General features: G+C 47.4%; 14 protein-coding genes. 6 read left to right on the forward strand and 8 right to left on the reverse strand.

Annotated elements, in window-relative coordinates:
- Positions 1-28: 28 nt before the first annotated feature.
- The 3 genes from ACZ1GZ_RS02330 to ACZ1GZ_RS02340 are packed head-to-tail and all read right to left on the reverse strand — an operon-like array spanning position 29 to position 2221.
- Positions 29-919: an NAD(P)-dependent oxidoreductase gene (locus ACZ1GZ_RS02330; protein WP_472666814.1), complete on the reverse strand. Its 891-nt coding sequence runs from the start codon at positions 917-919 to the stop codon at positions 29-31.
- Positions 920-931: 12 nt separating this feature from the next.
- A complete protein-coding gene (locus tag ACZ1GZ_RS02335) occupies positions 932-1444 on the reverse strand; it encodes a gluconokinase (RefSeq protein ID WP_472666815.1) in 513 nt (170 codons plus the stop codon).
- Positions 1445-1453: 9 nt separating this feature from the next.
- Complete coding sequence (locus tag ACZ1GZ_RS02340) at positions 1454-2221, reverse strand: SDR family oxidoreductase (protein WP_472666816.1); 768 nt, start codon at positions 2219-2221, stop codon at positions 1454-1456.
- Between the two features lie 89 nt (positions 2222-2310).
- On the opposite strand from ACZ1GZ_RS02340, the gene ACZ1GZ_RS02345 reads away from it, so the two are divergent.
- Together ACZ1GZ_RS02345 and ACZ1GZ_RS02350 are read left to right on the forward strand one after the other, a co-directional pair.
- The gene (locus tag ACZ1GZ_RS02345; RefSeq protein WP_472666817.1) at positions 2311-3255 is read left to right on the forward strand and encodes a 2-hydroxyacid dehydrogenase; all 945 of its coding nucleotides are present in this window, start codon (positions 2311-2313) and stop codon (positions 3253-3255) included.
- 15 nt (positions 3256-3270) lie between these two features.
- Complete coding sequence (locus ACZ1GZ_RS02350) at positions 3271-4302, forward strand: L-idonate 5-dehydrogenase (RefSeq protein WP_472666818.1); 1032 nt, start codon at positions 3271-3273, stop codon at positions 4300-4302.
- 13 nt (positions 4303-4315) lie between these two features.
- Here the strand turns inward: ACZ1GZ_RS02350 and ACZ1GZ_RS02355 are convergent, their stop codons facing one another.
- The gene (locus tag ACZ1GZ_RS02355) at positions 4316-4735 is read right to left on the reverse strand and encodes a GlcG/HbpS family heme-binding protein (RefSeq protein ID WP_472666819.1); all 420 of its coding nucleotides are present in this window, start codon (positions 4733-4735) and stop codon (positions 4316-4318) included.
- A gap of 69 nt (positions 4736-4804) precedes the next feature.
- Between ACZ1GZ_RS02355 and ACZ1GZ_RS02360 the strand changes: the two genes are divergently transcribed.
- Positions 4805-5704, forward strand: a complete 900-nt coding sequence (locus ACZ1GZ_RS02360; protein WP_472666820.1) for an SMP-30/gluconolactonase/LRE family protein — start codon at positions 4805-4807, stop codon at positions 5702-5704.
- A 28-nt stretch (positions 5705-5732) separates the two neighbouring features.
- Here the strand turns inward: ACZ1GZ_RS02360 and ACZ1GZ_RS02365 are convergent, their stop codons facing one another.
- Positions 5733-6752, reverse strand: coding sequence for a LacI family DNA-binding transcriptional regulator (locus tag ACZ1GZ_RS02365; protein ID WP_472666821.1), 1020 nt, complete (start codon positions 6750-6752; stop codon positions 5733-5735).
- 137 nt (positions 6753-6889) lie between these two features.
- Here ACZ1GZ_RS02365 and ACZ1GZ_RS02370 point away from each other — a divergent pair, with 137 nt between their 5' ends.
- Genes ACZ1GZ_RS02370 through ACZ1GZ_RS02380 form a run of 3 tightly spaced genes read left to right on the forward strand, consistent with a single transcriptional unit; the run spans position 6890 to position 10531 of the window.
- A complete protein-coding gene (locus tag ACZ1GZ_RS02370; protein ID WP_472666822.1) occupies positions 6890-8422 on the forward strand; it encodes a sugar ABC transporter ATP-binding protein in 1533 nt (510 codons plus the stop codon).
- Positions 8423-8425: 3 nt separating this feature from the next.
- Positions 8426-9448 carry an ABC transporter permease gene (locus ACZ1GZ_RS02375; protein ID WP_472666823.1) on the forward strand — a complete coding sequence of 341 codons (1023 nt, stop codon included), beginning with the start codon at positions 8426-8428 and terminating at the stop codon, positions 9446-9448.
- 30 nt (positions 9449-9478) lie between these two features.
- Positions 9479-10531, forward strand: a complete 1053-nt coding sequence (locus tag ACZ1GZ_RS02380; protein WP_472666824.1) for a substrate-binding domain-containing protein — start codon at positions 9479-9481, stop codon at positions 10529-10531.
- A gap of 410 nt (positions 10532-10941) precedes the next feature.
- On the opposite strand, the gene ACZ1GZ_RS02385 is transcribed toward ACZ1GZ_RS02380, so the two are convergent.
- From ACZ1GZ_RS02385 to ACZ1GZ_RS02395, 3 genes are all read right to left on the reverse strand, one after another.
- Entirely contained in the window at positions 10942-12087 is a 1146-nt protein-coding gene (locus ACZ1GZ_RS02385; protein WP_472666825.1) for a substrate-binding domain-containing protein, read from the reverse strand.
- Between the two features lie 78 nt (positions 12088-12165).
- Positions 12166-13293 (reverse strand): ABC transporter permease, encoded by a 1128-nt coding sequence (locus ACZ1GZ_RS02390; RefSeq protein ID WP_472666826.1) that lies wholly within the window; start codon positions 13291-13293, stop codon positions 12166-12168.
- Entirely contained in the window at positions 13290-14054 is a 765-nt protein-coding gene (locus tag ACZ1GZ_RS02395; protein ID WP_472666827.1) for an ATP-binding cassette domain-containing protein, read from the reverse strand. The genes ACZ1GZ_RS02390 and ACZ1GZ_RS02395 overlap by 4 nt, the downstream gene beginning before the upstream one ends.
- Positions 14055-14437: the final 383 nt, after the last annotated feature.

A 14437-nucleotide genomic window follows, 5' to 3' on the forward strand; every position in this document is an offset into this window, starting at 1 on the left:
TTAAAGCTCCATCTCTGTTGAGCGAAAACTAATCCGCCTTAAGGACGTTTCTATCCGGTCCTTTAAAATATTCCATCAACACAGGCAAATCTTCTTCGCCCAATCCGGCCGCTGTCAGCATTTTATATATTTCCATACAGGCTGCGGTGATCGGCATAGAGGTATTCGTTGAAATTGATAAATCCTGCGCAAATTTTAGATCTTTGATCATATTGGCAAGTCTGCCTTGGCGTGTGTAGTCCTTATTTGCATAACGCGGCATAAATTCTTGCAAGATTGCACTATCTGCACGACCACCTGCCAATGCACCAGGAATTTTCGACGCATCAACACCAGCATCAAGCGCCAATTGAGTAGCTTCCGCCACAGCGACAAAATTTAACCCACACAGAACCTGGTTGATAATTTTCGTGGTTTGTCCGGCACCGCTCGGCCCCATATGGGTCATATTAGATGCAAGCAGCTTTAAACATTCCATTGCTCGAGACACATATGTGTCTTCACCGCCAATCATTAAGGTCAATTCACCGATCAGAGCCTTTGGCGCACCACCGGATAATGGCGCATCGACCCAACCGATATTATGCTTTAAGGCTTTCGCGGCAAATTCTTTTGTTTCTTCAGGTCCAACCGATGACATATCAATAAAGATCGTATCCGAATTTGCACCAGAAGCTGCACCACCTTCGCCAAAGGCGGCAATATCGACAATGCGCGATGCGTTTAAACTGAAGATCACAAAATCAGCATCTGATGCTGCGTTCCCGGCAGATGAAGCAGCGCTCGCACCCTTATCGACAAGCTCCTGAACCCGAACTTGATCCAAATCAAAAACTGAAAGCGCGCAACCAACTTCTAATAGCCGCGTTCCGATAGCGCCACCCATAGCGCCTGCACCGATTAATCCTACTTTAAACACTGTCAGACACCTTTATGTTTGAGCTTTAATTTTCGAAATAATATCGGAAACAATTTCATCCGTTGAGCCACTGATATCCACCACAATTGACTGTTCCCGCTCGATCAATGGTTCAAGCGTTGCAAACTGACTTTTCAGCAAACTCAATGGCATAAAATGCCCACCACGTTTGGCCATGCGATCTGCGATGAGTTCTTGCGAACCGGACAAATGAATAAATGTCACCCGTTCGCCAGCCTCTTGTTCAATCAAATCACGATAGGCAAGTTTTAACGCCGAACATCCGGCAAAAATTATACCTTCCGCGCTGGCCATTTCCTGACCTATAATTTTCAACCACGGCCAGCGATCCTCATCGGTTAAAGGCGTGCCATCACTCATCTTTGCAATATTGCTTTCAGGGTGAAAACCATCACCTTCAAGATAAGTCCCGCCAAGCTGGTCAGCGAGTGCATTTCCTATGGTAGATTTGCCGCAACCGGCAACACCCATAACAATGTAAAGTCTTTTGTTTTGATATGACATATCAAACTATTACAGACTTGCTGTGATTCCGCCATCCACATAAAGCGTATGACCATTTACAAAACTGGATCCTGCAGAGCTTAAGAAAATACAGGCGCCAACCAGTTCTTCAACATTTCCCCATCGCCCTGCAGGAGTTCTTTTCTCAAGCCATGCGCTGAATTCTGGATCAGCAACCAGCGCAGCATTGAGAGGAGTATCGAAATATCCGGGTGCTATTGCGTTACACTGAAGGCCATATTTCGCCCAGTCTGTCGCCATGCCTTTTGTCAAATTGCCCACCGCACCTTTTGTTGCTGTATAAGGCGCAATGCCTGGTCGCGCCAATGCGGTTTGCACTGATGCGATATTAATGATTTTACCTGCTTTACGTTCGATCATGTGGCGAGCTACAGCCTGACCTACACTGAACACTGACGCAATATTAGTTGATAGTAACTTTTCAAACATATCCGCTGGGAAATCTTCAAGCGGCGTGCGGTGCTGCATGCCAGCATTATTGACCAAAATATCGATCGCTCCTTGCTCTTTTTCAAACTGATCCACAGCTGCTTTAACCGCTTCATGGTCGGTCGCATCAAAGGCCAGTTCATGCACTGTTGCACCGATCGTTTTAAGCTCCGCGGCCGCCTTCGCAAGCTTGCTTTCATCACGTCCATTGAGCACAATTGCCGCGCCCGCTGCCGCTAATCCTTTTGCCAGCGCAAAGCCAATTCCCTGCGATGATCCGGTAATCAATGCAGTTTTTCCTTTAAGGTCAAAGAGGGCGTGTGTCATTTATTCACTTTCAATTTTTAACTGGACAGGTATTGGTTCGGTGTATAAATGTTATCGATATCAAAAGCAAGCCAATTTAGGATTATTGAATGTCAAAAGTAGAAATTTTACAGATGGGCCCCTATTCGGAACGGGATGAAAAGATGCTCGAAGGTGCATTTACTGTTCACCGATATTTTGACCAAAAAGATAAGGCTGGCTTTTTAAAAGATCATGCAGATTCAATCAAAGCCATCGCCACACGCGGCGACTTGGGAGCTGATAAAGCGCTGATTGATTCTTTGCCAAACTTAGAAGTCATCAGCATTTATGGCGTCGGATATGATGCGGTTGATATTGATGCCGCCAAAGAGCGCGGCGTTCACGTCACCAATACCCCTGATGTTTTAACCAAAGATGTTGCTGACCTTGCGGTTGCCATGATGTTAGCGCTCGGGCGACGCGTCAATGAAGCGGCCGATTGGTCAAGAGGCGATTGGGCTAAAAAAGGCATGTTCCCGCTCACAAGACGCGTTCATGGTAAACGCGCTGGCGTGCTCGGTCTTGGACGCATCGGCTATGAGATTGCCAGACGCCTGCAAGGTTTTGACATGGAAATCAGCTATAGCGCACGTGCAGCGCATGAGCTGAAAGAAAACTGGAAGTTTATCGCAGACCCGGTGGAACTTGCTAAAAATTCGGACGTGCTATTTGTCTCGCTTGCAGCATCCAAACAGACCCATCACATCGTCAATAAAGACGTTATGGATGCTTTAGGGCCCGATGGCATGGTGATCAATATTTCACGCGCATCGAACATTGATGAAATCGCACTCTTAGACGCGCTTGAAGCCAAAACACTCGGCTCAGCTGCGCTTGATGTGTTCGAAGGCGAACCGGATATTAATCCACGTTTTCTAGAGCTTGATAATGTGCTCTTACAGCCCCATCATGGGTCCGGCACAGTGGAAACACGCGAAGCCATGGGCGATTTGGTTTTTGAAAACCTCAAAGCTCATTTCGATGGCAAAGAACTGCCAACACCCGTTGTGTAATTTATAGGATTTATTATGCGTTCAATCGTTATTCACAAAGCCAAAGACCTTCGCATTGAAGAGACAGATGTGAAGGCACCCAAAGCTGGAGAAGTCCTCGTGCGCATCGCGACCGGCGGTATCTGCGGCTCGGATTTGCACTATTATAATCACGGTGGCTTTGGCACCATTAAAGTCAAAGAGCCAATGATTTTGGGTCATGAAGTGTCTGGCTACATCGAAGAGGTGGGCCCGGAAGTAACCGATCTTTCTGTAGGTGATCTCATCGCGCTTTCACCCTCCCGTCCGTGCAACAAGTGCCAATATTGTTTGGAAGGTAAACAAAACCATTGCGAAAATATGAGGTTTTATGGCTCAGCCATGCCTTTCCCGCATATTCAAGGTGCGTTCCGCGAGATGATCGTTGCCGATGCATCTCAATGCGTTAAAGCCGACGGACTAACATCGGGTGAAGCGGCGATGGCCGAGCCTTTGTCAGTCTGCTTACATGCAACTCGCCGCGCTGGTGATATGCTGGGTAAAAAAGTTCTGATCACTGGCTCGGGTCCAATTGGCACATTAAGCGTATTGGCAGCGCGTGCTGCCGGAGCTGCAGAAATTGTTGTGACAGATCTTGAAGATCAGGCACTGTCATTTGCGACTAAAGTTGGTGCGAATAAAACTATTAACATGATGACGCAAGCGAGTGAGCTTGATGTTTATAAGGAAGGCAAAGGCTATTTCGATGTGCTCTTTGAATGTTCAGGCGCAGCACCTGCACTTGCAGCAGGCATATCGGTTATGCGCCCACGCGGCATTGTCATGCAGCTCGGTTTAGGTGGTGACATGTCCATCCCTATGCAGGCGCTTACAGCCAAAGAATTGGATTTACGTGGTTCATTCCGCTTCCATGAAGAATTTGCCATGTCTGTCAAACTCATGCAGCAAGGTCAGATCAACGTCAAACCACTTATTTCACACACGGTGAAATTGGATGATGCGATCTCCGGCTTTGAGATTGCAGGCGACCGCAAACAAGCCATGAAGGCGCAAATCGAATTCTCCTAAGGCTCAGTCAAATTTAAAATTCGACATCCGCGCCCACAGCTTCCAACGCTGCCATTGCAACGGCTATATCTTGTTCAGGTGAACCAGAGCCGATGCCAATACCTCCAACACAAATACCATCCTTAATAATCGGCAGGCCACCACCCAGGCCTGTCACATTCCCCCCGGTGGCTGCGCCGATCGCTGGGCGGACAGCTTCAGGAATATTTGAGCTCGGTGCACGGATAGAGGCCGCCGTTAAGGCTTTCGACATAGCGCTCTTGCGGCTCAAAAATTTGGCACCAGTCATGCGAATTTCAGCGAGAAGTTCACCACTTGCATCGACAATGACAATACATTGCGGTTGGTTAATTTCTTCCGCTTTGTTTACTGCAGCTTGTAACATCGATAAGCTTGCTGCGTGCGTTAATAAAAGGCTTGTTTGAAAATTCATGTGGGAATTCCACTTGCTGTTTACGAAATATATGTTATCGATATCAAAAAAACATGCGGAGATAAATAGATGTCTTTCTTTGAAGCAGCAGATCCTGTCTTTTCCACTTATGTATTGGGAAATGCACCATTAAAACAGCTCGCCACAGGGTTTGATTGGGTGGAAGGTCCAGTTTGGTTTGGTGACGCAAATTGTTTGCTGTTCTCAGATATCCCGAACAATCGCATCATGCGCTGGAGCCCGGATACTGGTATCAGCATTTATCGTGAGCCGGCTAATTTCACCAATGGTCACACACGCGATTTGCAAGGTCGTCTCGTCTCCTGCGAACACGGCACACGCCGGGTTACCCGCACAGAGCATGATGGCACGATCACAGTGATCGCAGATAGTTATGAAGGTAAACGCCTTAATTCTCCCAATGATGTTGTGGTGAAATCTGATGGTTCAATTTGGTTCTCAGATCCCCATTACGGCATTATGACCAATTATGAAGGCCATAAATCCGAGCAAGAACTTCCCTGTCAGGTCTATCGAGTAGATCCAGAAACAGCTGCGATAAATGCAGTTGTCACTGACCTTGATTGTCCCAATGGTTTGGCATTCTCAAAAGATGAGAAAACACTTTATGTCGCTGATACCGGTAAGATTTTTGATGAGAATGCCAATCGCCTTATCCGATCTTATGATGTAGATGATCAAGCAGTTTCAGGCGGCAAAGACTTTCACACGGTTTCTGCAGGCTGTGCGGATGGTTTCCGCTTAGATGAAGACGGCAATATCTGGACATCAGCTGGTGACGGCGTTCACTGCATTAGCCCCGAAGGTAAATTCCTGGGCAAAATATTGGTCCCAGAAACAGTTTCTAATATCTGTTTTGGTGGTCGCGCAAAACATCAATTGTTTATCACCGCAACAACAAGTCTTTACGCGATCAAACTCAATCGCAGCGGCATTCAAAAACCCTAGCAGACTTCAATATTATACAGTCTCACACCTAAACAGTCTCACCGGGGATCAAGCGTGTTTCAACAACATTGACATCCTTGGTAGGTTCGTTGCGGATGCGTGCCACAAGTGCCTCAGCTGCGGATTTACCAAGCGTCTCGGTCGCAACCGTTGTTGTGGTCAGTTTACGCGGTAAAACAGATGTGACCTCCATACCGCCCCAACCGGCAATCGCAATATCACTTGGGATCTCAATGCCATGCTTTTGGCAATAGAACATGCCGCCAACCGCCATGGTGTCATCTTGATAATAAATTGCGTCTATGTCGCTGGTTCTATTCAGCACATTTTCAGTACCGTAATAGCCAGGGTAAAATCCCGCATGATCCACCAGTATTTCTTTTGACACCAATTGCAGTGAGCTGTCATTCAGCGCGGCTTCAAATCCATCGAGCCGGATAAGGTTGGTGCTGCCTTCATTCCGGTTTGCACCGATATAAGCGATCTTGCGATAGCCTTTGGAGAGCATAAACCGACCCATCTCATAACCACAATCATAATGATTAAACCCAACAGATATATCCAAAGGGCTGGTGTTGAGGTTCCACATTTCAACAATTGGGATTGCTTGCGCTTTTAAAATCTCGATGGTGGCAGGCGTATGTTTGCGCCCGCTTAAAATCACACCGGCAGGTCTCCATGCGAGAATAGCACGCAGCCATTCTTCTTCGGTTTCTGGTGAACGCTCATGTGCACCAATCATCGTCTGATAGCCATATTTTAAAAAAGTTCGGTCAATTGAGTCCAGAACAGGCCCATACAATCCGCTTGTTAAACTAGGAACCGAAACACCAATTAAAGTCGATGTATCAAATGAACCAAAGGCTGCGGCAATGCGGTTCGGCACATAGCCCAGCCGTTCCACTTGCAACATGACCTTCGCTTTTGTTTCTTCGGTAAAACCGCTGGCATTTCGCAACACCCGCGATGCAGTCATCTTTGATACACCTGCTGCCTGCGCGACTTCGCTCAGAGTCGCACCACCTTTTTTACTCGATTTTTTCGCCATTACCGCTTCTGTCTACAAATTTAAGTGATCGATAACATTTTGCTTGACTTTCTAAACATATGCAAGACATTATAGAGATACGTTACCGGTAACCTAACAATTTCGAGTCATTTTATCGGTGAAAGGGAGGAAGTTTTATGCCGAAGTCCACACAGGATGGCTTGTTTTTCGATGACATTGTCAAGTCATTTGGAGGAACGCTCGCACTGCGCGGAGTATCACTGCACGTCGCGCGCGGTGAAATTGTTGCGCTTTTAGGTGAAAATGGGGCTGGTAAATCTACTCTAATTAAAGTTCTTGGTGGCATTCACCAACCTGATCAAGGCCAAGTCTCGATCGATGGCATACATTACACACACTCTCCCTCGCGATTGGATGAGCGACAGGCTGTGGCATTCATTCACCAGGACTTGGGTCTTGTCGAATGGATGACCATTGCGGAAAATATGGCGCTGTCCCAAGGATACGCAAAAAAGATGGGGTTCATCGACTGGAAGTCTGCGGAAGAAAACGCAAAAATCGCACTTAAAAAAGTTGATTGCGATTTTGATCCGACAACGCGAATCTCCGATTTAAGCCGTACAGAAAAATCACTTGTTGCCATTGCACGCGCACTGGCCGTTGAGTGTGATTTTCTTGTGTTGGACGAACCAACGGCCAGCCTCCCTGCGGACGAAGTGGAACGATTGTTCAATGCGCTTCGTCCGCTAAAGGAGGCAGGTGTCGGAATGATCTATGTCTCACACCGCTTAGATGAAGTTTTCAAAATTGCGGACCGCGTTGCCGTTCTGCGCGATGGCATGATGGTGGGAATGCGAGACATTGCCCACACCAACCCGCCGGAGCTAGTGAACTTAATCGTTGGCAAGAAGACCCGTGAAATTGATAGGCCAGACGTTGATCTTGGTGCACCTGTCATTCAAACAAAAGATCTAAGGTCAGGCATTGCCGGCCCGCTTGATTTGAAAATCAACCAAGGTGAAGTTGTCGGACTAGTTGGGTTACGCGGTGCAGGTCATGAAGAAATTGGCCGCAGCTTTTATGGGTCCAGTCCTTTTACCGGCTCAATTTTACTCAATGGTCAAACACCAGATTTATCCAGCCCACGCGCTGCGATGAAATCAGGGGTCGGTTTGGTCGCAAGAGATCGCGTTGTGGAATCCATTGCGCCAAGTTTAACCATTCGCGAGAACTCCTATATAAACCCAGAAGCCATTGGGCGAAATTTATTTTCATTTATGTCACCACGACAAGAAGATAAAAACTCCTATGAGCTTGGCAGAGAACTAGGGCTCAGTCCCAATGACCCTACGCTTGCAATTGAAGCATTATCAGGTGGAAACCAGCAAAAAGTCGTCGTTGGGCGTTGGCTCGCTACAGGCCGTAAGTTGCTCATTGCCGAGGATCCGACCGCAGGCGTTGACGTAGGTGCAAAAGCCGAAATTTATGCCCTTTTGTTTGAAGCCCTCGCAACAGGCATGGGTGTGATTGTTGTGTCGACCGACTTTGAAGAGGTTGCTGCGATCTGCCACCGCGCCATTGTATTTAGTCGCGGACAAATCGTTGATGAATTGTCTGGCGTTAGCCTCTCTACAGAAACACTGATCCAAGCTGCTTCCGCTGGGGAAGCCAATCAAAATTCACCCGCCGTAGAAGCGGGCAGGAGTTAAAAAATGCAGTCCATTGAATCCAGCGCTCTCGAGCCAACCAAAGCTGAGTTAAAAGATTTGAGCTTCGGCGAAAAGCTCGTCCGTTTTATTCCGGTTTACGGGCTTCTTATACTAACGATATTTCTCATCGTTCTATTTTCAATCATGCTCCCGGATACGTTCCCCACAATGTTGAACTTGCGGGCAATTTTATCTGATAAAGCGATCATCGCTATTTTAAGTTTAGCTGCAATGATCCCCATGGCAGCGGGCCGCATTGATCTAACCGTGGGTTACGGCATTGTGATTTGGCATATCTTAGCAATATCACTGCAAACACTTTATGGCTTTCCATGGCCAATAACAGTCATCATCGTTTTGCTGCTTGGCGCATTCGTCGGTTTTCTAAACGGCATTCTGGTGGAAGTTGCAAAAATCGACTCCTTTATTGCAACGCTTGGCACCGGTACTGTTTTGTACGCACTTGCACTTTGGCACACAGGTGGTCGCCAAGTGGTCGGTGCGCTACCTGACGGATTTTACGCGCTAAGCAGCACTTTCGTATTCGGTTTACCGATCACAGCTTATTATGTATTCGCGATCACAGTATTGCTTTGGCTGATCCTCGAATACACCCCAATTGGGCGATACTTGTATGCGATTGGTGCCAATCAAAAAGCTGCGGAGCTTAACGGCATTCCAACACGCAAATTTGTTGTTGGCGCGTTTATTTCTTCTGGCGTCATGACAGCACTTGCGGGTGTCATTCTTGCATCAAAACTAAGAATTGGTCAGGCGAGCGTTGGCCTTGAGTATCTATTGCCAGCACTCGTTGGTGCCTTCTTAGGATCAACGACCATTAAGCCAGGCCGCGTGAATGTCTGGGGCACAATTATTGGCGTCTCCATTCTTGCGGTCGGCATTTCAGGAATTCAGCAATTTGGCGGTTCATTCTGGGTTGAACCGATGTTTAACGGTGCGACCTTGTTGGTTGCCATCGGAATTGCTGGCTATGCGCAAAGACGCAAAGGCGCAGTCAAAAAATAACGAAATTCATCAGCAACTATGGAGGAAATAATGCTGAAACGAACATTTATGAAAGTCCTGCTTGCAGGCACTCTTATGGCAGGCACAAGCTTCTCTGCAGCTTATGCCATGGACAAATGGGATGGACCAACAACAGGACCGAAGGCCGCAGCAGATAAAACAATTGTGGTGCTTGCCGGCGATCTTAAAAACGGTGGTATCTTGGGCGTCACAAACGGTGTTGCAGAAGCTGCTGAGAAAATCGGTTGGACCGTTCGTGTGCTTGATGGCGCGGGATCTATTTCTGGTCGCACAGCTGCATTTGGTCAAGCCATGGCACTTAAGCCGGATGGAATTGTGATTAATGGCTTTGATGCGGTTGAACAACAAGCAGCGTTAGAAACTGTTGCTGCAGCTAATATTCCAATGGTCTCTTGGCACTCAGGTCCAAAAATTGGGTGTGATGCACCAGGTGGAATTTTTGCCAATGTGTCAACCGATGCGATGACTGTTTCAGAAACTGCAGCTGAATGGGCCATCGCCGATGGCGAAGGCAAACCAGGCGTTGTTATCTTCACAGATTCAACATATCAAATCGCGATTGATAAAGCTGACCGAATTCAGGAAACCATCGAAAAAATGGGTGGCACTGTGTTGGAATATGTTGACACACCAATCGCCGATACATCTGCACGTATGGGTCCTTTAACAACATCGCTTCTACAAAAGTATGGCGCGAAATGGACACACGCGCTTGCGATCAATGATTTGTATTTCGACTTTATGGGCCCTGCATTGGCAGCTGCCGGAATTTCAGGCGATGGTGCACCAAAAGCAGGTTCCGCTGGTGATGGATCCGAGGCTGCTTTCCAGCGCATCCGTACGGCTCAATATCAGGCAATTACTGTAGCTGAGCCACTTAACTTGCAAGGCTGGCAGCTGGTAGATGAGCTTAACCGTGCTGTTCAAGGCGAAGCATGTTCAGGCTATATTACATCACCAGCACTTGTGACCGAAGAAGGTCTTAAAGCGATGGGTGATAGCAATCAGTTTGATCCGCAATCTCCTTATCGTGAAGCTTATGCAACAATCTGGGGCAAGTAAGATTTCACAAATCCCATACTCCAATCAACCTAAGGGCGGTTTTATGAACCGCCCTTTTTTTGTCCACCAGAATCCAGCAACAGGTTTCAGCAACGTGGTTCACATATCTACTTGAAGAGCGTGTAATGCACTTGTTTAAGAAGAGCAAAACTTCGAATGCTTACATGCAGCTCTAACTAACTCACCTCTGACAACACACATCAATTGCTGACGTCATCAATAAAAAGTCCTCGCCACGTACGCTACCATCTCCACGAAACCGAATGGAGACATGAAACTTGTCGTGAATAGATGAATTTATTCTAAGAGAAGTAAGGGTAAAAAATAAGGCCACGCATCGGGCTAAGCGTGGCCTTTGGGAGAGGCGGGGGAATTGATGAAAAAAAGACGCCTCTATCTAAAAGAGGTGACTACCGCTTGAGCGCGCCAACACCTGAGAAGCGGAATGCTTCTTTTTCAAGACTATCAATTTCCTCAGCACTCATCTGATCATGAGCAACTGTAATGCGACCCAAGAACACAAACGGCAACTCACCTGCACGCTCTTCCATATCGGCTTTGATGGCTTCCGCTGTCGCAGCACCAACATCATCACCCATACGCATTGGCGTTGCATCTAGCTCACCACGACGGATCGCATCCAGCTCAAGGCCAGTACCACCCCATCCGGTAGAGAAGACTTCTTTCTCTTTACCAACAGAGACTTGTGCTTCTACAGAACCCATAGCCATTGCTGTGTTCGCATTGTGGATCACTGTGGCTTCAGGGTAAGATTGCAGGATCAAAGATGTGCCGGCAAATCCACCTTCACGCTGGTACTCACCGTAATGTTCGTAAACAGTTGTCCAGTTGCCTTTTTCTTCAACGCAAGCTTTGAAATCGCCAGAACGTTGATTATCCGTAATACCTGGGATACCGCGGTTCATGGCCATCGTAACACCTTCACCAAGACGCCCAAGCATGTAGTCACACATTGTCAACGCACCAGCTGCAGATGAGAAATCAAACCATGCATCCGGTTGGTTTTCCAGATCCTTGAGCGGCGTATGGAAAGCCCAGACATAAGTCGTTAGCGCGTCTTCTCCCGCGAGTTTGGATATGTTGTCCGCCTGAACGGCCAATTCAGATGGACCGAACACAACATAGTCATAAATGTCTTTATCAAGAACGACCTGATTAGTGTAAGTTGACTGCAATGAATGCTCGATTTGACGTGACGCAAACTCAGTTGTCTCATATTTAATGCCCAGCTGATCCAGACGCTTTGTCATAGCGAGATAGTTGCGAGCCCAAAAATCCGATGTATCCGAAGAAGGGTAGATCAGTGCGATTTGGATCGGCTTATCTTGCGTACCTGAAAATGGTACAGCTTCTGCACCAACAACTGCCTGCATTGCTTCCAATGCACCGTCGGCATTCACTTCACCTGGCACCCAGTGATCGCGATCTGCGATACCTGGAAGCTCCTTAAGTGGAAGCTTTGAGTGGCCATCGGCCATTGCTGCGCCTGTAAAGGCGATCATGGCTGTTAATGCTGTGGTCGTAAATAATCTCATATTGGTTTCCTCCCTAGTTATGAGAATGTTTGAAACTGACCGAGGAATCCCACGGCCAATTCTTTTAATGGGCCTGATTTAACCGCTCGCCGTGACCTCACCAGCGGTGATACCGCCAATGGCAAGGAGTGCGATTAACAGACCGATAATGATGGCAACGAGTTGCGTGGTTTTCCTCCCCTCGGCGGACTTCAAACCCGCAAAGAGACCCATGGCACCATCCCTGTCTTTCTTCTGAATCCAGGCGTAAAGTGCGACCGAACTGATGATCACGAAGCCGGATGCAACAGGCTGCCAGAAAAACTCAATGCGCAGCGTTACCAAGGCGTTCAACATCATAGCGAGAAGCAACACACCGGAGAATGAACCGATCATCGAAGCACGTCCGCCGAACAAGGATGTGCCGCCAACAACAACAGCTGCAATAACGTGTAGGTTAAAGAACGGAGCCATTGTTGCTTGGATCGCATTTTGCTTGCCCGTTAGCATCAGGCCTGCAAGCGCAGCACAGGCACCGCAAAGCACGTATGCATACAATTTATGACGGTTCACACCGATGCCGGTCAGTTCTGCCGATTCAGGGCTGGAACCGATAGCCACGGTATAGCGACCAAAATAAGTACGCTTTAATGCGAAATAACCAAGTGCCATAACCAACATGCCAATAACAGCCGGTGTTGGGATGAGAAATGGCGTCTGCCCGCGACCAAGTTCAGTCAACACTTCCGGGAAGCGGGCAAGAACAAGACCCTTTGCCAACAATAGCGCAAGACCTTTGTAAACGAGGTCCATCGCCAACGTTCCAATAAGATCAGGTACATTAAAACGTGTGATGATGAGGCCGTTGATGAGGCCGAGCAACGCGCCAATCGTCAAAGCGATTGGAATTCCGACATAGATTGAGAAGCCATATTGCTTGACCAGAAACGCCATGATGATGGACGAAAGCACCGCAACGGAGCCGACCGAAAGATCAATCCCTCTCAGCGTAATGACATAGGTCATTGCCATGGCCATTGGCATGTAAAGCGCTGCATCCTGAAGGATCAGTGTTAAATTGTCAGGCCGGAAAAAGCGGGCCGGCGAAGCGACTGCCATGAAAAGAAAAATTGCAAAAATCATGGCCATCGGCGCGATGATTGCCATATAGGGTTCTATCCGTTCCGAGAACGGTTGTTTATGTGCATCTGCAGCTTGGATACTCATGCTGCGTCCTCCTTTGCGCCTACGATCATGCCCAATACTTCTTGAGTAGAACTCTCAGCTGTTTTAACAACGCCAACATTTTGGCCGCGACGCTGAACGTGGACGCGGTCAGCCACCTCAAATACATCGTCCAGTGAATGGCTAATTAGGATCACAGCAAGGCCTTGCTCCTTTAGCGCTTTGATCAATTTAAGTGTCCGCGCAGTTTCCTGTGGTCCCAAAGCTGCCGTTGGCTCATCCATGACAAGAACGCGAAGATTGGTGTTGTAAACAGCGCGCGCAATCGCAACAGCCTGACGCTGACCACCAGACAGACTATCTGTTTGTGCGTCCAGCGAGCGTAGGCGCACACCAAGGCGCTCCATAAGAACGCGTTCCGTTTCAGAACGCATTTTCTTGTTGTCTAAAAGCGTGATTCCGAGAACTTTTTTGGTTAATTCGCTACCAAGAAACATGTTGGCGGCAGGATCAAGGTGATCGGCCAAAGCCAATGTTTGGTATACAGCATCAATGCCCACATCAATCGCGTCAGCGTGTGAGTTCATTTCAAGCGGTTTATCATCCAAAGTGATCGCACCTTCAGTGGGCTGATATACCCCGGTGAGAACTTTGATGAGCGTGGATTTACCGGCGCCATTATCGCCAACGATAGCTAAAACTTCGCCGGCATATGCATCCATATCGACATCGTTGAGTGCAACAACGCCACCAAATCTTTTGACGATGCCACGCATCGAGATTATGGGTTTTTTATCAGTCATTATTCCTCCAAAAAGGCAACAAAATACTGTTCCCTGAAAATCGCCATCGCGACCAGGGTCAATGAATTTGATCCGCCTAATATTTCCTCCAGATGATCATCATTTAAAACGATCGATCATTGGCTACATAATCACGTTATCGGTAACATGTGTCAAGTGTTATCGTTAACATTTTTGTTGCTTAGTACGCGCAGAAGCCAAATTTCAAAAAATTCACATCAAAGCGAAACACGTTCATCGCTTGATTTTGTTACATTTTTGCAGTGCACCTAAGGGCGAAAATAATCACCTCATTTTTTCGATTTTGGCGTAAATAATTTTACGAAAGCGCATAAATTCAAGGGTATTTGAAAGCATATTGCCGTAGCGAGAACTGAAAAATA

It is taken from the genome of Lentilitoribacter sp. JB5-8, from assembly GCF_055693385.1.

Coding starts and splice junctions, on each gene's coding strand:
- ACZ1GZ_RS02335 (WP_472666815.1), bottom strand. CDS start 1,444: ATGTCATATCAAAACAAAAGACTTTACATTGTTATGGGTGTTGCCGGT.
- ACZ1GZ_RS02340 (WP_472666816.1), bottom strand. CDS start 2,221: ATGACACACGCCCTCTTTGACCTTAAAGGAAAAACTGCATTGATTACC.
- ACZ1GZ_RS02345 (WP_472666817.1), top strand. CDS start 2,311: ATGTCAAAAGTAGAAATTTTACAGATGGGCCCCTATTCGGAACGGGAT.
- ACZ1GZ_RS02350 (WP_472666818.1), top strand. CDS start 3,271: ATGCGTTCAATCGTTATTCACAAAGCCAAAGACCTTCGCATTGAAGAG.
- ACZ1GZ_RS02355 (WP_472666819.1), bottom strand. CDS start 4,735: ATGAATTTTCAAACAAGCCTTTTATTAACGCACGCAGCAAGCTTATCG.
- ACZ1GZ_RS02360 (WP_472666820.1), top strand. CDS start 4,805: ATGTCTTTCTTTGAAGCAGCAGATCCTGTCTTTTCCACTTATGTATTG.
- ACZ1GZ_RS02365 (WP_472666821.1), bottom strand. CDS start 6,752: ATGGCGAAAAAATCGAGTAAAAAAGGTGGTGCGACTCTGAGCGAAGTC.
- ACZ1GZ_RS02370 (WP_472666822.1), top strand. CDS start 6,890: ATGCCGAAGTCCACACAGGATGGCTTGTTTTTCGATGACATTGTCAAG.
- ACZ1GZ_RS02375 (WP_472666823.1), top strand. CDS start 8,426: ATGCAGTCCATTGAATCCAGCGCTCTCGAGCCAACCAAAGCTGAGTTA.
- ACZ1GZ_RS02380 (WP_472666824.1), top strand. CDS start 9,479: ATGCTGAAACGAACATTTATGAAAGTCCTGCTTGCAGGCACTCTTATG.
- ACZ1GZ_RS02385 (WP_472666825.1), bottom strand. CDS start 12,087: ATGAGATTATTTACGACCACAGCATTAACAGCCATGATCGCCTTTACA.
- ACZ1GZ_RS02390 (WP_472666826.1), bottom strand. CDS start 13,293: ATGAGTATCCAAGCTGCAGATGCACATAAACAACCGTTCTCGGAACGG.
- ACZ1GZ_RS02395 (WP_472666827.1), bottom strand. CDS start 14,054: ATGACTGATAAAAAACCCATAATCTCGATGCGTGGCATCGTCAAAAGA.